The organism is Amycolatopsis solani, from assembly GCF_033441515.1.
GTDB classification, from domain to species: Bacteria; Actinomycetota; Actinomycetes; order Mycobacteriales; family Pseudonocardiaceae; genus Amycolatopsis; species Amycolatopsis solani.
Window position 1 is genome coordinate 1,594,394 of sequence record NZ_JAWQJT010000001.1, and the last position, 18,815, is coordinate 1,613,208.

General features: G+C 70.6%; 21 protein-coding genes. 11 read left to right on the plus strand and 10 right to left on the minus strand.

Features of this window, described 5'->3' with window-relative positions:
- Nucleotides 1-3: 3 nt before the first annotated feature.
- The 4 genes from SD460_RS08035 to SD460_RS08050 all read right to left on the minus strand — a co-directional run bounded on the left by SD460_RS08035 (nt 4) and on the right by SD460_RS08050 (nt 3,746).
- On the minus strand, nt 4-921 hold the full coding sequence (locus SD460_RS08035; protein ID WP_290050529.1) for a hypothetical protein: 918 nt from the start codon (nt 919-921) through the stop codon (nt 4-6).
- Between the two features lie 173 nt (nt 922-1,094).
- Nucleotides 1,095-1,964: a lysozyme gene (locus SD460_RS08040; protein WP_290050530.1), complete on the minus strand. Its 870-nt coding sequence runs from the start codon at nt 1,962-1,964 to the stop codon at nt 1,095-1,097.
- Nucleotides 1,965-2,156: 192 nt separating this feature from the next.
- Nucleotides 2,157-2,957 (minus strand): lysozyme, encoded by an 801-nt coding sequence (locus SD460_RS08045; protein WP_290050531.1) that lies wholly within the window; start codon nt 2,955-2,957, stop codon nt 2,157-2,159.
- A gap of 99 nt (nt 2,958-3,056) precedes the next feature.
- The gene (locus tag SD460_RS08050; protein ID WP_290050533.1) at nt 3,057-3,746 is read right to left on the minus strand and encodes a type VII secretion system-associated protein; all 690 of its coding nucleotides are present in this window, start codon (nt 3,744-3,746) and stop codon (nt 3,057-3,059) included.
- A 61-nt stretch (nt 3,747-3,807) separates the two neighbouring features.
- Here SD460_RS08050 and SD460_RS08055 point away from each other — a divergent pair, with 61 nt between their 5' ends.
- A complete protein-coding gene (locus SD460_RS08055; RefSeq protein ID WP_290050535.1) occupies nt 3,808-4,188 on the plus strand; it encodes a sterol carrier family protein in 381 nt (126 codons plus the stop codon).
- A gap of 13 nt (nt 4,189-4,201) precedes the next feature.
- Here the strand turns inward: SD460_RS08055 and SD460_RS08060 are convergent, their stop codons facing one another.
- Nucleotides 4,202-4,999 (minus strand): SAM-dependent methyltransferase, encoded by a 798-nt coding sequence (locus SD460_RS08060; RefSeq protein WP_290050537.1) that lies wholly within the window; start codon nt 4,997-4,999, stop codon nt 4,202-4,204.
- 200 nt (nt 5,000-5,199) lie between these two features.
- Between SD460_RS08060 and SD460_RS08065 the strand changes: the two genes are divergently transcribed.
- From SD460_RS08065 to arfB, 6 genes are all read left to right on the plus strand, one after another.
- A complete protein-coding gene (locus SD460_RS08065) occupies nt 5,200-6,078 on the plus strand; it encodes a Sco1979 family transcriptional regulator (RefSeq protein WP_290050539.1) in 879 nt (292 codons plus the stop codon).
- Nucleotides 6,079-6,656: 578 nt separating this feature from the next.
- Entirely contained in the window at nt 6,657-6,896 is a 240-nt protein-coding gene (locus SD460_RS08070) for a DUF397 domain-containing protein (protein ID WP_290050540.1), read from the plus strand.
- Complete coding sequence (locus tag SD460_RS08075; protein WP_160704464.1) at nt 6,883-7,188, plus strand: hypothetical protein; 306 nt, start codon at nt 6,883-6,885, stop codon at nt 7,186-7,188. Before SD460_RS08070 ends, SD460_RS08075 begins: the two co-directional genes overlap by 14 nt.
- 118 nt (nt 7,189-7,306) lie before the next feature.
- Entirely contained in the window at nt 7,307-8,833 is a 1,527-nt protein-coding gene (purF, locus tag SD460_RS08080) for an amidophosphoribosyltransferase (RefSeq protein ID WP_290050542.1), read from the plus strand.
- 25 nt (nt 8,834-8,858) lie between these two features.
- A complete protein-coding gene (purM, locus tag SD460_RS08085; RefSeq protein ID WP_290050544.1) occupies nt 8,859-9,929 on the plus strand; it encodes a phosphoribosylformylglycinamidine cyclo-ligase in 1,071 nt (356 codons plus the stop codon).
- A gap of 2 nt (nt 9,930-9,931) precedes the next feature.
- Nucleotides 9,932-10,363 carry an alternative ribosome rescue aminoacyl-tRNA hydrolase ArfB gene (arfB, locus tag SD460_RS08090; protein ID WP_290050546.1) on the plus strand — a complete coding sequence of 144 codons (432 nt, stop codon included), beginning with the start codon at nt 9,932-9,934 and terminating at the stop codon, nt 10,361-10,363.
- A 51-nt stretch (nt 10,364-10,414) separates the two neighbouring features.
- On the opposite strand, the gene SD460_RS08095 is transcribed toward arfB, so the two are convergent.
- The 3 genes from SD460_RS08095 to SD460_RS08105 all read right to left on the minus strand — a co-directional run bounded on the left by SD460_RS08095 (nt 10,415) and on the right by SD460_RS08105 (nt 13,182).
- Complete coding sequence (locus SD460_RS08095) at nt 10,415-11,206, minus strand: GNAT family N-acetyltransferase (protein WP_290050547.1); 792 nt, start codon at nt 11,204-11,206, stop codon at nt 10,415-10,417.
- Nucleotides 11,207-11,379: 173 nt separating this feature from the next.
- On the minus strand, nt 11,380-12,036 hold the full coding sequence (locus SD460_RS08100; RefSeq protein ID WP_290050549.1) for a VanZ family protein: 657 nt from the start codon (nt 12,034-12,036) through the stop codon (nt 11,380-11,382).
- Nucleotides 12,037-12,276: 240 nt separating this feature from the next.
- Nucleotides 12,277-13,182 (minus strand): Gfo/Idh/MocA family protein, encoded by a 906-nt coding sequence (locus tag SD460_RS08105; RefSeq protein WP_290050550.1) that lies wholly within the window; start codon nt 13,180-13,182, stop codon nt 12,277-12,279.
- Nucleotides 13,183-13,259: 77 nt separating this feature from the next.
- Here SD460_RS08105 and SD460_RS08110 point away from each other — a divergent pair, with 77 nt between their 5' ends.
- From SD460_RS08110 to SD460_RS08125, 4 genes are all read left to right on the plus strand, one after another.
- A complete protein-coding gene (locus SD460_RS08110; RefSeq protein WP_318306031.1) occupies nt 13,260-13,880 on the plus strand; it encodes an SCO2322-related protein in 621 nt (206 codons plus the stop codon).
- Nucleotides 13,870-14,940: a CbiQ family ECF transporter T component gene (locus tag SD460_RS08115; protein WP_290057388.1), complete on the plus strand. Its 1,071-nt coding sequence runs from the start codon at nt 13,870-13,872 to the stop codon at nt 14,938-14,940. Before SD460_RS08110 ends, SD460_RS08115 begins: the two co-directional genes overlap by 11 nt.
- Entirely contained in the window at nt 14,937-16,535 is a 1,599-nt protein-coding gene (locus tag SD460_RS08120) for an ABC transporter ATP-binding protein (RefSeq protein WP_290057387.1), read from the plus strand. The genes SD460_RS08115 and SD460_RS08120 overlap by 4 nt, the downstream gene beginning before the upstream one ends.
- Nucleotides 16,536-16,758: 223 nt before the next feature.
- Nucleotides 16,759-17,577 carry an ECF transporter S component family protein gene (locus SD460_RS08125; RefSeq protein ID WP_290057386.1) on the plus strand — a complete coding sequence of 273 codons (819 nt, stop codon included), beginning with the start codon at nt 16,759-16,761 and terminating at the stop codon, nt 17,575-17,577.
- On the opposite strand, the gene SD460_RS08130 is transcribed toward SD460_RS08125, so the two are convergent.
- Together SD460_RS08130 and SD460_RS08135 are read right to left on the minus strand one after the other, a co-directional pair.
- Entirely contained in the window at nt 17,568-18,467 is a 900-nt protein-coding gene (locus SD460_RS08130) for a 3-hydroxybutyryl-CoA dehydrogenase (RefSeq protein WP_290057385.1), read from the minus strand. The genes SD460_RS08125 and SD460_RS08130 overlap by 10 nt on opposite strands.
- 61 nt (nt 18,468-18,528) lie before the next feature.
- Entirely contained in the window at nt 18,529-18,723 is a 195-nt protein-coding gene (locus tag SD460_RS08135; RefSeq protein WP_290057384.1) for a DUF3073 domain-containing protein, read from the minus strand.
- Nucleotides 18,724-18,815 lie beyond the last annotated feature (92 nt).

Sequence of the window (18,815 nt, forward strand, 5' to 3'; positions counted from 1 at the left end):
CGCTCAGGAAACCAGCATGGTGCTGACGCAGAAACCCTTGTCGTCGAAGTTCGTCGCGCTCAGCGTGCCCTTGACGTTCTTGCCCGCGGACGTCCCGGTCACCTGGCCCTCGACCAGGTACTCGTCGTCCGGCACCTCGCCGAGCGTCAGCTTCAGCGGCGGCTTGAGGAACGTGTCGAGCCACGAGTCGAGCAGGTCCTTCGAGTCGGAGCAGCCCAGTGCGAGCGCGCCGGCCTTGTCGCCACCGTTCAGCTTGTCGATGAAGCCCTGCAGGACCGCCTTGGCGTCCGAAGCGCCGGAGCTCGACGGCGGCTTCGAGGTCGGCGTCGTCGTCTTCTTTGGCGTGGTCGTCTTCGGCGCGGTCGGCTTCGCGGACGTGCTCGACGACGGCGGCGCCGCGACGTTCGTGTTGTCGTCCTTCGAAAGGAAGAACCCGGGCGCGACGAAGCCGGTGACGCCCAGCGCCGCCAGCACGACGACCACGGTGGCGCCGACGGCGATCCACATCCCGGTCTTGCTCTTCTTCGGCGGTGCCGGCGGCCCGCCGAAGCCCTGCGCGTACCCGCCCTGGTTCGGGTCCCAGCCGGACATCTGGCCGCCCTGGTTCGGGTCCCAGGCCTGCTGGCCGTACTGCTGCGCGTTCGGGTCCGCCCACGCCGACTGCTGCTGCTGGGCGTTGGGGTCGCCCCACTGCGGCTGCGGGCTCGCCGGGAAGCCGCCCGACGGGTAACCCTGCTGTTGCTGCTGCTGGCTCGGGTCCCAGCCCTGCGGGTACTGCTGCGTCGGGTACGGCTGTTGCTGCTGGTTGGGGTCCCACCCGCCCTGCTGCGGGTACGGCTGCTGCGGGAAGCCGCCGGACTGCGGCTGCTGGCCGTACGGGTCGGGCTGGCCGGGCTGGCCCGGCTGAGGCGGGTACGTCATCTTTCATGCCTTCCGGGCGCTGGGTGTTCGTCCGCTTTCCGACGTCCGGTGGACGCGTGCGGTTCCCCCAGGACGTGTGAGCAGATTCTGCAAGCTCGGACGGTACGGCATGAAACCGGCTCCCGGCCGTGCCGACGCGAAGTCGTCACGATCCGGGAGCCGGGTGGTGCGGGTCAGCCGACGGCGAGTGCCTGGAGCCGGTCGTAGGCACCGTTGAAGGTGTCCTGGTCGAGCGGGCTCGAGGTGTACTGCCAGACGGTGTAGTAGCTCCAGTTGTACGGCAGGGTGCCCACCGACGACGCGTACCGCGCGACCCACAGCGGGGCCGTGCTGGAGAAGTCACCGCTCACGCAGCTGCTCCACCAGCTCGTCGACGTGTAGATCACCGGGTACCGGCCGGTGAGGGAGTGGTAGGTGTCGTGGAAGTCGAGGATCCACGACGTCATCCCGGCCTTGCTCAGCCCGTAGCAGGTCGCGCCGTACGGGTTGTACTCCATGTCGAGCGCGCCGGGCAGGGTCTTGCCGTCCTTCGACCAGCCGCCGCCGTGGGCGACGAAGTACCTGGCCTGCGCCGCGCCGCTCGCCGTGTTCGGGGTGGCGAAGTGGTACGCGCCGCGGATGAAGCCCTGGTTGTAGGAGCCGTTGTACTGCTGCGCGAAGTACGGGTTGGTGTAGCTGGTGCTCTCCGTGGCCTTGGTCCAGACGAACCGCTTGCCCTGGTTCCACCAGCTCGCCCAGTCGACGTTGCCCTGGTAGCTGGCGACGTCCATGCCGGCGACGGTGGCCAGCACCTGGTTGGGGATCGCCTGGGCGGGCTGCGGCTGCTGCGCCGCTTTCTGCGAGTCCGGTGTCGACTTGTCGCCTTCGACGCGCCGGATCTGCGAGCCCAGTTCGTGGTTGTGCTGTGCGATGTCCGCGTTGATCGCGGCGACCGGATCGGCCTCGGGGGAGAACGTCGCCGCCTGTGCCGTGCTGCCGAGCAGGAGCAGCGTGGCCGGGACGGCAAGGGCGGCGAACAGCCGCCTTCTTCGGGAAGTGGACATGCTGGAATCCCTTCACAGAACCCTCGCTGAGGGCGGCTATGTGCAGGTAGCCGCCCGGGCACGATTGTTGAGGACGAGAAGCCGGTTTGTCACTCAGTTCCGTGAAATTGGGTATACGCGTGGGTGATTTTCTCGGGTGGTCAACCGTCAATTGGTGACTGGTTAACACCTATTACTGGTGGGCTGCGCCGTTCAGCCCAGCGCGAGCGCGCGCAGTCGTTCGGCCGAGCCGTTGAACCAGTTCTGGTCGCCGGGCAGGGTGCCGCGGTCGGCGAACTGCCAGATCGTGTGCACGCCCCAGCCGGCGGGCAGCTCGCCGATGTAGGTGTTGTAGCGGGCGATCCAGAGCGGGTTGTCCCCGAAGCCGCCGTTGTTCGCGGTGCAGCGCTTCCACCAGCTCGTCGACGTGTAGATCGTCGGGTAGCGGCCGGTCACCGCGCGGTAGGTCTCGGAGAAGTCGCTGATCCAGCGGACCATGCCCGCCGCGTCCTTGCCGTAGCAGGTTTCGCCGTACGGGTTGTACTCCGCGTCGAGCGCGCCGGGCAGGGTCCGGCCGTCGGCCGACCAGCCGCCGCCGTGGGCGAGGAAGTATCGCGCCTGCGACGCCCCGTCGGAAACGTCCGGCCGCGCGAAGTGGTACGCGCCGCGGATCAGGCCGGCGTCGTACGAGCCGTTGTACTGCTGCGCGAACTGCGGGTTGACGAAGCCGGTGCCCTCGGTCGCCTTGACGTAGACGAACTTGGCGCCGCCGCGCGCCGCGCCCGGCCAGTCGACCGGACCCTGGTGCCCGCTGACGTCGTGCCCGAGCTGCTGGTCGTCGGCCCCGTACAGCACGCCGGGCACCGCGCCGACGCCTTCGACCTTGGCGATCTGCGATCCCGCGAAGTGCTCTTCGGCTCCCGCGTAGATGTCCTGCGCGGTCGCCGGCGACTGGCCGAGGACGAGCAGGGCCGCGGCGGCGAAGGCAAGCAATGCACGACGTCTCACCCTCATGCTCCCCACCCGTCTCGTGAGTCTTATCCAGCCTCACGATGCACCCGAGTCGCCGATCCGGCGACTCGGGTGTTCACTCGATGGGGTTAAAACCGCAGGTCAACGCTGTTCGTCGGCGATCGCCCGCACGAGGTGCTCGGCCGGTACGACGGCCGTGATGAGGTCGTGCGGGTTGATCGCGACCGGGTGACCACCCAGCAGGCTGACGATGTCGCGGCCCAGCACGGCGCGGGCGTGCGGCCACTCGCTCGGCACCAGCGCCTTGCGGGTGTACGCCGGCACCATCACCCGCCCGTCCGTGTTGTGGAACCCGATGACCGTGCGCTGCACCGGCGACATCGCGTAGACGAACAGCGTCGAGTCGAGGACGACCTTCGGCAGGTCCGACGGCGGGCGGTGCTCGGTGCGGACGAGCTGCAGCAGCTGCTCGAGGTCGTTCGCCGGCTCCGGGAAACCCAGCGCCTTGGGTGAAGGCCGGTAGCGGTCGTTGGGGTGGAAGTCCGAGACCACGTCACCGGCGCCGTTCACCGGGTAGGCGCCGACGACCGCCCACGACGGGACCGGCCCGTTCGGGTCGAAGGCCTCGTCGATGACGTAGAGCCAGCTGTCGGGGTTGGCGCGGGCGTTCGCCCGCATCTCCGCGGTGATCTCGGGCGTGCCGTGCTTGCCGGACCGCCGGGCCTGCTGCCCGTTGCGCCGCGCCGCGCGGCTGTGCTTGCCGGGGCGTTCGGCCCCGCTTCCGGTGGGCTGCTGCGAAACCATCCGATCTGCCTCGTCCCGCTGCGCCATGTGATCCCCACGTTCTCGGGTGTGCCGGAAAACTCTTGGTGCGCCACTCTACTGTTTGCCCATGGCCTCTTCGCGTTCGGTCGACCCCGGACAGTTACGTGCGGCGGTGCAGGCGGTTTCGCCGTGGTTGCAAGGCGCCGCGCCCGACCCGGCGCGAGCGGAACTGGCCGCCGCGGTCCGGCTCAGCCTGCGCGCGCTGGCAGCCGACGCGCCGGGCCGCACGGTGGAAGTCCGCGTGCCGCCGTTCGCGGCGGTGCAGTGCGTGGAAGGGCCGCGGCACACCCGCGGCACCCCGCCGAACGTGATCGAGACCGACCCGCGCACGTGGCTCGAACTGGCCACCGGCCGACTGGACTGGACCACTGCGGTGGCGGACGGCCGGGTGTCCGCGTCGGGCACCCGGGCCGACCTCTCCCACTGGCTCCCCCTCGTCCGCCTCTGACGGACGGGGATCCCTACGGCTTGCGGCCGACGCCGCCGGCGATCGTCCGCTGCGCGACGTTCAGCTCCTTGAGCCGCGGGCCGTCCGGCCACCAGTCGGCGCACCGGACCACGCCCGGCGGGACCATGTCGAGGCCGGGGAACAGCTCTTCGATCTCCTTCTGCGTCCGGAAGGAACCGGAACCCATCGGGCTGTGCAGGAAGAAGTCCTCCATGCGGCGCGCCGTCTCGGAGTCGTCGTTCTCGGGGTCGTAGAAGTGGCTGAGGCCGACGAAGGAGCCGGACGGCAGCGCGTCGACGTACTCCCGCATGATCTCGGCGGGCCGGCCGGGGTCGCCGTTGAAGTGGTGCAGCGTGCCCATCTGGAGCAGGACCAGCGGCTGGCTGAAGTCGATGTGCTCGCGGACGATCTCGTTCTGCAGGATCCGCTGCGGCTCGAAGATGTCTTCGGCGACGAAGTGGGTGTGCTCGTTCTCTTCCAGCAGCGCCCGCCCGTGCGCGAGGACCACGGGGTCGTTGTCGACGTAGACGACCTTCGTCTCCGGGTTGATCCGCTGGACGACCTGGTGGGTGTTCTCCGCCGTCGGCAGGCCCGAGCCGAGGTCGAGGAACTGGCTGATGCCCGTCTGGCTGGCGAGGAAGCGGCAGGTGCGGATGAGGAAGCCGCGGTTTTCGAAGGCGAGGTCCTGAGCTTCCGGGGCGGCCTTCTGCACCTTGTGCAGGACCTCCCGGTCGATCTCGTAGTTGTCCTTCCCCAGCAGGAAGGCGTCGTACACGCGCGCGATGCTGGCTCGGGTCGGGTCGACCCCCACGGGAACTCGTTCGGTCCGGGTCGCGGCGTCGGGCATCTTGAACCTCGCAACTTCTGTGTGGAAAGTCTCGTACTCTACGTAGAGTAGGCCGACGCGCGCACGGGGTAAACCGGGTCACCTCTTTGCGCAGGACGGGTTAGCGTGTACTTTCGGTAGTCGGGCTAGAACCCCCTGGTGACGTGAGCGCGGAAGGTCCGGGAATGAACGCGGTGAACGCGTCCGCAGGAGAACAGAACATCGGCCCCACTGCGCGCCGCATGATCCTGGGCTCGCAGCTGAGGCGGCTCCGTGAAGAAGCCGGCATCACCCGCCAGCAGGCCGGGTACAACATCCGCGGGTCCGAGTCGAAGATCAGCCGGCTGGAACTGGGCCGCGTCGGCTTCAAGGAACGCGACGTCACCGACCTGCTGACGATGTACGGCGTCGAGGACTCGACGGAGCGCCAGACGTTCCTCGACATGGTCAAGCAGTCGAACGAGCCGGGCTGGTGGCGGCGCTTCGGCGACACCATGCCGAACTGGTTCACCGACCTCGTCGGCCTCGAAGAAGCCGCCGCGCGAATCCAGATCTGGGAGCCGATCTACGTGTCGGGCCTGCTCCAGATCGAGCCGTACGCCCGCGCGATCTTCAGCCACGGCCGCCCGGAGATGGCCGACGAGCGCGTCGACCAGCTGGTCGCGCTGCGCATGCGCCGTCAGAAGATGTTCAGCAGGCCGGACGCGCCCCGCGTGTGGATGGTGCTCGACGAGTCGGTCCTGCACCGGCCGATCGGCGGCGTGAAGGTCCTCAAGCAGCAGATCGAATACCTGCTCGAGATGAGCGCGCTGCCCCACGTGTCGGTCCAGGTCCTGCCGTACACGCGCAGCGGGCTGTCCGCGGAGCACGCGTTTTCACTGCTGCGGTTCGGCGAACCGGAACTGCCGAACATCGCGTACATCGAATACCTGACCGGCGCGCACTACATCGAGAAGCGCGAAGAGATCGAGAAGTACAGCCGCGCGCTCGACATGCTGGCGGTCGATTCGGAGACGCCGGACCGCAGCCGTGCCTTGCTGGCGAAGCGGCGCGCGGAGATCTGACCTGCCCCGATGGTCGCGAATGACTCATTCGCGACCTCTGACGTCCCCAATGAGTCATTCGCGACGCTCGGCGTCAGGGCTCCGGCGAGGTCGCGGTGGTCCGGTACCCCCGGCGGTCCCGCTGCTCGCGGTGTCCTGAAGGGGACTTTCCTGTCATGTGATGCCAGGAAAGTCCCCTTCAGGTCATCAGATGCCGGCAACGTCCCCTTCAGGTCGGCGGGACCCGACCCGATGGTCGCGAATGACTCATTCGCGACCTCCGGCGTCCCCAATGAGTCATTCGCGACGCTCGAGCCCGCCGCCCCGCCTGCCGCCGCTTTCCGTCGTCACTCTCCGGAGTCCCCGCCCCAGAACGCTCCCATCCACCGGTAACTACTCGTAGTTGTTAACCCGAAAGGGCAACGGCCAATCACCCGAAAGGTGAACCGTGACCAGGTGATTCTTTACCGTCCGCCAACTTTGCATGAAATTCTGCACGTGCATTTACCATTGCAGGCACACGTGCTAGCCTTCGATACGCGGGCAAATGCACATGCAGATGCGACGCCCGGGGCAAATCAGCTTCGAGAGGTGGGAACATGGCTGAGCGACTCGAGAACGGCATCCCGGCCGATCGGCTCTCCGGCGCCCAGTGGCGCAAGGCGAGCTACAGCGGCGCTTACGGCAACTGCGTCGAGGTGGCACCCCTGTCCACCGGCGAGATCGCGATGCGCAACTCGCGGTTCCCGACCGGTCCCGCGCTCGTCTACACGCGCGCGGAGATGGCGGCCTTCCTGGCCGGTGCCAAGGACGGTGAATTCGACGATGTCCTCGGCTGAGGCCGTCGCCTCCGTCTTCGACATCGAGACCGGATTGCAGGAGCTGGTCGCTCGCGGTTACCAGTTCGTGCACCCCGCCGACGAGAGTGGCGAGGTCCTCGCCGTCGTCGGCGTGCGGGTGCACGACGACGTGGTGGACGTGGTCCGGCTCAACGCCGAGGACGATGTAGTGGCGACCCGGATGCCCGGCACCGAAGACAACATCTTCGAGCCGGAGCGGTGGCTTTGGCGCCGCCGCGGCGAAGGCGCACAGGTGCTCTCAGAGATCCTCTCGTTGCCGGATGCGTGTTAGGAACCCAAGCTTGCGGGCCCCGTCCGAAGTGGTCAGAACCACTCCGGGCGGGGCCTGACTCATGTCGGCACCGTTTACACTGAAATCGGCCTGACCACGTCTTCCCAGGAGCTCCTCGGTGGTTTCCGACCCGCAAGTCGTGTCCGACCAGCCCGACCCGGAACCCCGTGAGGAGTGTGGCGTCTTCGGCGTCTGGGCTCCCGGGGAAGAAGTCGCGAAGCTGACCTACTACGGCCTCTACGCCCTGCAGCACCGCGGGCAGGAGGCCGCCGGCATCTCCGTCTCCGACGGCTCGCAGATCGTGGTCTTCAAGGACCTCGGCCTGGTCAGCCAGGTGTTCGACGAGCAGATCCTGCAGTCGCTGCAGGGGCACATCGCCGTCGGGCACTGCCGGTACTCGACCACCGGCGCGACCATTTGGGAGAACGCCCAGCCGATCTTCCGCACCACGGCGACCGGCAGCGGCCTCTCCTTCGCGCACAACGGCAACCTCGTCAACACGGCGGAGCTGCGCGAGCGCACCATCGAAGCCGGGCTCAAGCCGCACGCGGGCTTGACCGGCTCGTCCAGCGACTCGGACCTGGTCTGCGGCCTGCTCGCGGCCAACGCCGCCGACAAGGGCATCGAAGCCGCCGCGATGGAGCTGCTGCCCACCCTCAAGGGCGCCTTCTGCCTGGTCTTCGCCGACGAGAACACGCTGTACGCGGCCCGTGACCCGCACGGCGTGCACCCGCTGGTGCTCGGCCGGCTCGAGCGCGGCTGGGTCGTCTCCAGTGAGACCGCGGGCCTCGACATCGTCGGCGCGTCCTTCGTCCGCGAGGTCGAGCCCGGCGAGCTCATCGCGATCGACGCCGAGGGCCTGCGTTCCTCCCGCTTCGCCGGCCCGGACCCCAAGGGCTGCGTCTTCGAGTACGTCTACCTCGCCCGCCCCGACACGACCATCGCCGGCCGCGGGGTGCACGCCACCCGCGTCGAAATCGGCCGGCGGCTCGCCACCGAGGAGCCGGTCGAAGCCGACCTCGTGATGCCGGTGCCGGAGTCGGGCACGCCGGCCGCGATCGGCTACGCGCAGGGCTCGGGCATCCCCTACGGCACCGGCCTGGTGAAGAACGCCTACGTCGGGCGCACGTTCATCCAGCCGTCGCAGACCATCCGCCAGCTCGGCATCCGCCTCAAGCTGAACCCGCTGCGCGACGTCATCCGCGGCAAGCGCCTGGTCGTGGTGGACGACTCGATCGTCCGCGGCAACACCCAGCGCGCGCTCGTCCGCATGCTGCGGGAGGCCGGCGCGCTCGAGGTGCACGTCCGGATCGCGTCGCCGCCCGTGCGGTGGCCGTGCTTCTACGGCATCGACTTCGCGTCGCGGGCCGAGCTGGTGGCGAACGGCGTCGACCTCGACGGCATCCGGCGTTCGATCGGGGCCGACTCCCTGGGTTACATTTCCCTGGACGGCCTGGTCGCGGCCACGGAGCAGCCGAAGTCGCGGCTGTGCACGGCGTGCTTCTCCGGCGAGTACCCGATCCCGCTCCCGGAGGACGCGCTGATCGGGAAGCACCTGCTCGAAAGCCTCGACTCGGTCAATGGCGCGGCGACCCCGGTCAGCCCCGCCGGGTACGGTGCCGAAGACGCCGTCCGGCGTCCGTGACAGTCCAGTAGGGAGTCCTTCCACCGTGAGCGAGTCCACGAGCGCCACGTACGCCGCCGCCGGCGTCAGCATCGACGCCGGCGACCAAGCCGTCGAGCTGCTCAAGCCGCACGCCGAGCGGGCGACCCGCCCCGAGGTCATGGGTGGTGTCGGCGGTTTCGCCGGGCTGTTCTCCCTCAAGCTCGACAAGTGGAAGGAGCCGGTGCTCGCGTCCTCGACCGACGGCGTCGGCACCAAGATCGCGGTCGCGCAGGCGCTGGACAAGCACGACACGGTCGGCATCGACCTGGTCGCCATGGTCGTCGACGACCTGGTCGTGACCGGCGCCGAGCCGCTGTTCCTGCAGGACTACATCGCCGTCGGCAAGGTGCACCCGGAGAAGATCGCCGCGCTGGTCGGCGGCATCGCCGAGGGCTGCGTCCAGGCCGGCTGCGCGCTGCTCGGCGGCGAGACCGCCGAGCACCCGGGCCTGATGGGCGAGCACGACTACGACATGTCGGCGACCGGCGTCGGCGTGGTCGAGGCCTCGCAGCTGCTCTCGCCGGAGAAGGTGCGCCCGGGTGACGTCGTGCTGGCGCTCGGCTCGTCCGGATTGCACTCGAACGGGTACTCCCTGGCCCGGCACGTGCTGCTGGACATCGCCCGGATGCCGCTCGGCGGGCACGTCGAGGAGTTCGGCCGCACGCTCGGCGAGGAGATGCTCGAGCCGACGCGGATCTACGCGAAGGACTGCCTGGCGCTCGCCGCCGAGACCGAGGTCCGGACGTTCGCGCACATCACCGGCGGTGGCCTGGAGGCGAACCTCGCCCGCGTCATGCCGCGCGGCCTGGTCGCCCGGCTCGACCGCGGCACCTGGACGCCGGCGCCGGTGTTCGCGCTGATCGGCCACCGCGGCAAGGTCGAGCGCGCCGAGCTGGAGAAGACCTTCAACATGGGCGTCGGCATGGTCGCGATCGTCGGTGCCGAGGACGTCGACCGGGCGCTGGCCATGCTGACCGCGCGGCACGTCCCGGCGTGGGTGCTCGGCGACGTGCAGCCGGCCGGCGACGTCGACGGCCCGCGCGCGGTGCTCTCGGGCGACCACCCGCGGTTCTGACCGTGGCCACCGGGGACGTCGTCGTCGGCTCCCGCTTCGTCGTCCCCGAGGCCGAGCTCAGCGAACGCTTCTCCCGGTCGTCCGGCCCCGGCGGTCAGGGCGTCAACACCACGGACTCGCGCGTCGAGCTGTCGTTCGACGTCGCCGCGTCGCCGTCGATCCCGGAGCACCTGCGCGACCGCGTGCTGGCCGCGCTCGAGCCTCGGCTGGTCGACGGCGTCCTGACCATCGCGGCCAGCGAGCACCGGTCGCAGCTGCAGAACCGCGAAGCGGCGCGGGGGCGGTTGGCGAACCTGCTGCTCGACGCGTCGGCACCGCCGCCCGCCACGCGGCGCCCCACGAAGCCGTCCCGCGGTTCGAAGGAGCGCCGCCTGGCGTCGAAGAAGCGCCGGAGCGACGTGAAGAGAGGCCGCTCCGGCCGCTTCGACGACTAACTGTGCTGATTGGTTGCCGATCCGGCCACAGCCACGGCCACAGCTTCGTGACTACGGTCGCGTGCCGCCTGGCGTCGGCCTGCTTTTGGCCGGCTCGGCAACGGCGCTCAGGTGCACGCACTCCCCGGCCGGCCGGTAGCCGACCCGGGCGTAGACGTTCCCGATCCCCAGGTCACCGGGGGTGAGGAACGCCGTGTGCGCGCCGGCCTCGTGGACGTCGCGGGTGAGCCGCGCGGTGAGCGCCGCGGCGATCCCGCGCCCGCGGTACGGCTCGAGCACCGCGATGCCCGCGATCTCGGTGGTGCCGTCGACGACTTCGAGCGCGAGCCCGCCGCCGACGACCACGCCGTCGTCCTCCGCGAGGAGGTGCCGGACGCCGGCCTCGACGCCCGACTTCAGCTTCTCGACCTCGTCGTCGCCGATCTCCGCGGGTTCGCCGAACGCCGTGTTCTGCGCCGATCGCAGGCGCCGGAAGTCGTCATCGGACTCCGGTGCGCGCAGCCGGATCCCCGCCGGCACCGGCCGATCGAGCCGGTCGGCGGGGCCGCAGGTCATCAGCGGCACCCGCCGTTCGAGCGCGTACCCCGCCTCGACCAGCAGGTTCTCCAGGTCGGGGGCGACGTCGGTGAAGTACTCCAGCCGCGGGAGCAGGTCCCGCCGCCGGAACGCCGCGGTGAGCGCGTCGATCTCGGCCGCGACCGGCTTGGCGCCGTCGTCCGGGATCGCGTAGTTGAGCATCGGGTGCGCCGTGCCCGGCGAGTAGGTCGCGAGGAACGGGCCGACCTGCTCGGTTTCCCGGCCGCGTGGCGCGGTGGTGCGGACATACGTCTGGATGGCGGACATTCGAGCCTTTCGAAAGCACGTCAAGGAACCGCAGCCGCTTCACCGGCTTGCGGGCGAATCGCTGGGCGTCGGGCCTAGCGGGGGCCGACGCCGGAAGCGGCGCCAGGCATAGGCGGTCATTCCTTGACTCGAAGGGGCTCTTCGCGCTCAGTTTCGCACGAGCCGCAACCGGATTACTGGCGCTTCGGGTGCGCGATGGCGGCGTAGCGCGCGTCCCACACCGAACGCGGCACGCGCATCGTGAGCGTCGGCGACTCGCAGATCCGCCGCCGTTGCGCCGGGATCGCCACCGGCACCGGTGGTGGCGGGTCCAGCGCGCGCCAGCCGCGGCGGCTCAGCGCCGCGCCGAGCGTCGCGCCCGCGGTGTTCAGCAGGACGTCGTCGGTCGAGGTGACCCGGCCGGAGTGGATCAGATATTGCGTACCTTCCACCAGTAGGGAGGCGAGCAGCGCGGCCAGCGCGACGCGCGAAAGTGTGCGAAGCCGGCGCACCCGAAGCGGCAGCAGGGCACCGAGCGGGCAGAGCAGCAGGACGTTGCCGATCACTTGCCAGAGTGAACCGTCGTCGGCGAACGCCGCGGTGATGTCAGCGCCGGGAACGAGGTCGAGAGTGCTCTCGGAAGAGTCGCCGACCGGCAGGATGACCAGGCAAAACACCAGAAAGGCAACGAGCAGGGCGGCGCAGTCGACGCCGGCTGTCGCGGTCGCGAAGCGGGCCGGGAGTCTTCGGCGGCGCCGGGCCGCGAGCAGCGGCCAGCCGAGCAGCGCGTACGGCAGCGCGATCGCGGAAATCGGAATCATCCCCCAGAAGGCGCGAAGCAGGGCTTCCATGCGCCTCCTCTCTCGGAACCCCTCCACTCGAAATCACCTTCGCATTGCAAGATCGACTCGGCAGTCCGAGCGAGCCGCACTATTCGGTGATCTTTTCCGGTGGCGGAGTCCGTCCCGCCGTGGTTCGGTCGGGAGGCGCACTGTCCACAGTGGAGATTGTGGACAACCCTGTGGAAGAAATGGGGGATGGTGGCGGAAACCGTTGTCCCGCAACGGAAACGCGCGGGAGGGGCCTGTGTACTACTCGGCGAGCCGACGGGCCTGGTCGAGCAGCGTCTGCAGGTGCAGCCCGCGCCGGACGTCGCACGGGTGGGTCGTCGTACCGCTGGCGATCATCGCCGCGAAATCATCCAGAAGCGCGGTGTAGGACTCCTGTGCCGAGCCCGGTTTGCGCCCGAGCGTCCGGTAGCCGTGCTGGCCCCAGACGGCGACTTCGACGACGGTCGGCTGCACCGGCAGCCGCAACGAGAGCGTGGCGGTGCTGATCACGCCGTCTTCGTGGGCCAGCATCAGGTGCCAGAGGTCGCCGGGGCTCTGCCGCGCGGCGACGACGCCGGTGATCGGGCCGAGCGCCGCGTCGAGGAGGTCGAGCGCGTGCGGGCCGATGTCGAACAGCGCGCCGCCGTCGTCTTGGCGCCACTCGGACGCCGCGTACTGGCCACCCAGCAGGGCGCCGGACAGCCAGCGCGCGCCGCCGCCGGCCCAGCCGCCCGCCTGGGCGAGGTCGGCGAGCCACTCCTGGGTCTGCGCCGAGTACCGCAGGGTCAGCACGACGAGCGCGGCGACGTCGGCAGCGGCGACCGCGTCGGCCAGCCGACGTGCGCCGTCGAGATCGGCGGCGATCGGCTTCTCGAGGATCAGGTGTTTCCCGGCTTCGGCCGCGTGCACGCCCAGCTCGGCCTGGACCGACGGCGGTACGGCGAGCGCGACCGCGTCGACCTGCTCGAACAGCTCCTCGACGCTGCCCGCGGTGTTCGCGCAGTGCGTCTCCGCAAGCGCTTGCGCCGCCTCCGGCCGCCGGGCCCAGACCGCGGTCAGCGCCGTGCCGGGGTGATCCGCGATGCCGGGCGCGTGCACCGTCTTCGCCCAGGGCCCGGCGCCGATCAGGCCGACGCGCAGCTGTCCGTCCGCGATGAGCTGTCCCACGGCCCGCAGTCTAGGTGTGGTGCTCGTCGCGCCGGAACCGCACCTTCGGCGGGGGCCGTCCTGGTTAAAGTGCCTGCATGATCGCCTCCCGTTTCGCCGTCGTTTGCGCTCTCCTGTTCGGCGCCGCCTTCGTGGGCGCCGCGCCCGCGTCGGCGGCGGGCACGGACGGGGCTTGCCCGGAGGGTGGCGGCGTCACGGTGGTCGTCGACTTCGGCGACCTGGGCCCGCAGCCGGTGATCCGCTGCGCGCCCGGCACGCCGGCGAACGGCATCGCGGCCCTGCAGGACGCCGGCATCGAGGTCGCCGGCTCGCAGAAGTACGGCCTGGCGGTGGCCTGCCGGATCGCGGGTCAGCCGGGGCCCGACGTCGAGTCGTGCGCGGGGATGCCGTCGGCGACGGCGTACTGGAGCTACTGGCACGCCTCCGCGGGCGGCACCTGGACGTCGAGCCAGGAAGGCGCGCAGACCGCGAAGCCGGTGGCCGGCGGGTTCGAAGGCTGGGCGTTCGCGCGGCCGAAGACGGCCGACGACCTGCCGTCGCCGCCGAAGGTGGCCCCGGTGCGGCAAGCCGCGACGGCGGCTCCGGCGCCCGCCGAACCGGGCAGTTCGTTCCCGTGGGGCCTGGTGATCGGCGCGGTCGTGATCGTGGTGGTCGGCGGCGCCGCGATCGTCGTGGCGCGTCGCCGGCGTGCGCAGTAGGACGCTGCACCCCGGCGCCTGGTGGGCGTGGGCGCTCGCGCTGGCCGTCGCCGCCAGCCGCACGACGAACCCGCTGCTGCTCGGCCTGATCATCGCCGTCGCCGGTTTCGTCGTCGCGAACCGGCGGAGTGACGCGCCCTGGGCGCTGGCGTTCCGGCTGTACGCCTACGTCGGTGCGGTGATCGTCGCCTCGCGCGTGGTCTTCCGGATCCTGGTCGGCGGCGAAGACGGCGGGCACGTGCTGTTCTCGCTGCCGCGGATCCCGCTCGCCGCTGGGCTGTCCCTGCTCGGGCCGACGTCGGCGGAGGAGCTGCTCGGCGGCTTCTACGACGGCCTCCGGCTGGCCACGATGGTGGTCTGCGTCGGCGCGGCGAACGCGCTGGCGAACCCGAAACGCCTGCTCAAGGCAGTGCCGGGGGCGTTGTACGAAGTCGGTACGGCGGTGACGGTGGCGCTGACGGTCGCGCCCCAGCTCGTCGAGAGCGTGCAACGCGTCCGGCGGGCGCGGCGGCTGCGCGCGGGGCGGACTCGCGGGATACGGGCGGTCAAGGGCATCGTGGTGCCGGTGCTGGAGGACGCGATGGACCGGTCGCTGCGGCTGGCGGCCGCGATGGACTCCCGGGGCTACGGGCGCCGGGCGTACCTGAGTGCCGGGCTGCGGGTGCTGATCGCCGCCTGCGTGCTGGCCGGGCTGGTCGGGGTGTGCGTCGGCGTCTACGGCGTGCTCGACGGGACGTCGTCGTGGCTCGGCGTGCCGCTGCTCGCGGCCGGGCTGGCGGTGGCGGTCGTCGGGTTCGTCCTCGGCGGCCGGCGCGTGCGGCGGACGGCGTACCGGCCGGACCCGTGGGGCTGGCCGGAGACGCTGGTCGTCGCGGCCGGGGTCGGGGCGTGCGCGCTGCTGTTCGTCACCGCGCGGGTCGACCCGGGTCGCTTGTTCCCCTCGCTGAGTCCGTTGCGCTGGCCGGAGGTTTCCTGGGTGCACGCGTTGTCCGTGCTGGTCGCGGTGCTGCCGGCGTTCGTCGCGCCCCCGCCGCCGTCGTTGTCGGAGGTCGTCCGGTGATCGAGTTCTCGCGGGTCACGGTGACCTACCCGGACGCTTCGCGGCCGGTGCTTTCGGACGTGTCGCTGGTGGTCGAGGAAGGCGAGTTGTGCCTGGTCGCGGGCCCGACCGGCGCCGGCAAGTCGACGTTGCTCGGCGCGCTGAACGGGCTCGTCCCGCACTTCACCGGCGGCCGCCTGGCGGGACGGGTGGTCGTGGCCGGGCTGGACACATCGGCCCATCCGCCGCGTGAGCTGGCTTCGGTCGTCGGCGTCGTCGGGCAGGACCCGCTGGCGGGGTTCGTGACGGACACCGTCGAGGAGGAGCTCGCGTACGCGATGGAGCAGCTGGCGGTGCCGCCGGACGTCATGCGCAAGCGCGTCGAGGAAACCCTGGACCTGCTGGGCATCGCGGAACTGCGCAACCGTCCACTCCGGACCCTCTCCGGCGGCCAGCAGCAGCGCGTCGCGATCGGCTCGGTGCTGACGGCGCACCCGTCTGTGCTGGTGCTCGACGAACCGACGTCCGCACTGGACCCGACCGCGGCGGAGGACGTCCTCGCGGCGATCACCCGGCTGGTGCACGACCTGGGGACGACGGTGGTCGTCGCCGAGCACCGGATGGAGCGGGTGGCGCAGTACGCGGACCGCCTGCTGTACCTGCCGGGCGACGGTTCGGTCCGATCCGGACCGCCCGCGGAGATCCTGGCGACGTCGGACATCGCACCCCCGATCGCCGAGCTGGGCCGCCTCGCGGGCTGGTCCCCCCTGCCCCTGTCGGTCCGCGACGCGCGACGTCTCGCCGGCCCGCTGCGGACTCGGCTTCAGAAATTGTCGGTGGTGGGTCGTAGCCTTTCGGTGACCGGTCGAGCACTGGACGTGAGAGGGGTGGTGGTCCGCTACGGAGATGTCTCGGCGGTGCGCGGGGTGGACCTGCGTGCCGGGCCGGGGGAAGTGATCGCGCTGATGGGACGCAACGGCTCCGGCAAGTCGTCGCTTCTCTGGGCGGTGCAGGGCAGCGGCCCGAGGTCGGCGGGGAAGGTCGACGTCGGAGGCGCGGACCCGGCGTCGCTCAAGCCACGAGCGGCCCGTCAGCGCGTGGGGCTGGTCCCGCAGACACCGGCGGACCTGCTGTACCTGGATTCGGTGGCCGCCGAGTGCGCACAGGCGGACACGGAGTCGCAGGTAGCGGCGGGAACGACGCGTGAGCTGCTGGACCGCCTGTCCCCGGGAGTAGCCGGTGAAGCGCACCCCGGCGACCTCTCGGAGGGACAGCGCCTGGCCTTGGTGCTGGCGGTCCAGCTGGCCGCCGCCCCGCCGGTCGTCCTGCTGGACGAGCCCACCCGCGGCCTGGACTACCACGCGAAAAGGCGCTTCGCCGCGATCCTGCGAGAGCTGGCCTCGCAGGGCCGCGCGGTGCTCCTGGCCACCCACGACGTCGAGTTCGTGGCGACGGTGGCAACCCGCGTGGTGGTCATGGCCGAGGGCGAGATCGTCGCGGACGGCCCGACGAAGGAGGTGATCGTCGCCTCCCCGGCGTTCGCGCCTCAGGTGGCGAAGATCCTGGCCCCGGAGCGTTGGTTGACGGTGGACGAGGTCGCGGAAGCGTTGGCATGAGGACACGGGAGGGTTCGAGGTCGCCGCGCCGGGTTGGCGCAGTGCGCTGCGGCGGGATCACGCCGGTCGTGCCGGGCTCGCCCGCGCCGCCCGCCGCCCTAGTGCAGGCCCCTGCGCGATTCAGCGCGGCGGGCCACCGAGGTGCGCCCGTCTCAGCGCCACGCTCAGGGCAAACGCGGCTGGCCGTCGGCGCAGGCTCTTTCCGGTCCCTCGAAGCCGCGCCATGACCGACTTCCTCCCGCCGAAGCCCCGCACCATCCGGCTCACCCCTCGGCCCGCGCTGGTCCTCACCACCGCGAGCCTCCTCGGGCTGGCCATGTTCTGCTGGCCCCTCTTCGCGAACCCCCGGCCCACCGCGGCCGCCCACACCGCCGATGCGCCGTTCGTCTTCATGGCGACCCTGCCGGTGCTGATCCTCGTCGTCCTGGCCGAACTGTCCCGCGGCGGCATCGACGCCAAAGCGCTCGCGCTCCTCGGGGTGCTCTCCGCCGTCAACGCCGGCCTGAGACCCCTCGGCGCCGGGACCGGGGGCATCGAGCTGGTCTTCTTCCTGCTCGTGCTCGCCGGCCGGGTCTTCGGTCCCGGCTTCGGGTTCGTGCTCGGCTCGACGTCGCTGTTCACGAGCGCGCTGCTCACCGCCGGGGTCGGGCCGTGGCTGCCGTTCCAGATGCTGGCGTCGTCGCTCATCGGGCTCGGGGCCGGGTTGCTGCCCCGGGCGCGCGGCAAAGCCGAAATCGCGATGCTCGTCGCGTACGGCGTGTTCGCGGCCTACTTCTTCGGGCTCCTCATGAGCCTGTGGTCATGGCCGTTCCTCGCCGGGGACAGCACGCAGCTCGGCTTCGTCGCCGGCGCGCCGCTGCTGGAGAACCTCCACCGGTTCGCGGTGTACACCGTGCTGACCTCGACCCTCGGCTGGGACACCGGCCGCGCGATCACCAACGCCGTCGCCATCGTCCTTCTAGGGCCGGCCATCCTCGCCGTCCTGCGCCGGGCGGCGCGCCGAGCAGCGTTCGGCGCGCCCGTCGCCTTCGATCAGCTGTAGGAGTAGAACCCGCGCCCGGTCTTCTTGCCGAGCAGGCCCGCGTCGACCATGCGCAGCAGCAGCGGCGGCGACGAGTACAGCGGCTCCTTGAACTCCGCGTACATCGAGTCCGCGATGGCCTTGATCGTGTCCAGCCCGATCAGGTCGGACAGCCGCAGCGGGCCCATCGGGTGGGCGGTGCCCAGCTCCATGCCGCGGTCGATGTCCTCGGCCGAAGCGAAGCCCGACTCGATCATGCGGATCGCCGAGAGCAGGTACGGCACCAGCAGCGAGTTCACGATGAACCCGGCGCGGTCCTGCGAGCGGATCACGGTCTTGCCCAGCGCCGTCGTCGCGTGTTCCTCCGCGCGGCGGGCGGTCTCCTCGCTCGTCAGCAGCGAGGGCACCAGCTCCACCAGCGGCAGCACCGGCACCGGGTTGAAGAAGTGGATGCCGACCACCTGCTGCGGCCGGCTCGTCGCCATGCCCAGCTTCATGATCGGGATCGACGACGTGTTGGACGCGAACAACGCGTCCTCGGCCTCGACGATCTTGTCGAGCTGGCGGAAGACGTCGACCTTCGCCTGCTCCTGCTCGAGGATCGCCTCGACGACCAGTTCGCGGTCGGCGAACTCGGCGATGTCCGTCGTGAAGCGGAGACGGCCCAGCGCCGCCTCGGCGTCTTCGGGCGAGAGCTTGCCGTTCTTGACGCCGCGTTGCAGCGACTTCTCGATCCGCGCCTTGCCCGCGTCGAGCGCCGGCTGGTTCACCTCGGTGACCACGACGTCCAAGCCGGACCGTGCGTGCACCTCGGCGATGCCGGACCCCATGAGGCCCGCACCGACGACTCCAACCCGACTTACCACCGGCTCACTCCTTCGTCGCTTCGCAAGCCCGTTCTTGGGCAGCATGCAGCGCGCGAGGGCGGTCGCCGGGGATGTCCCGGCTACGCCCTCGCGCGGTTACGCGTGCTCAACGACGGTACTGGTCGTACCGGTCGTCGTACGGGTCTTGATCATCGCTATCGGACTCAGGCTCCTCATAGTGACCACTAGAGGAACCACTCGACAGCTCGCGCTGCAAAGCATCGAAGTCGGTCTCGTGCGAGCTGTACTTGAGCTCGCGCGCCACCTTCGTCTGCTTGGCCTTAGCCCGGCCGCGCCCCATGGCTCGACCCCCTCGCACAGGGGCGGGGCGGCCGGGGGAATCGGCGGCCCCGCATCGTCTCGACAATTCTTTCCTGCTCACACCGTACCGTG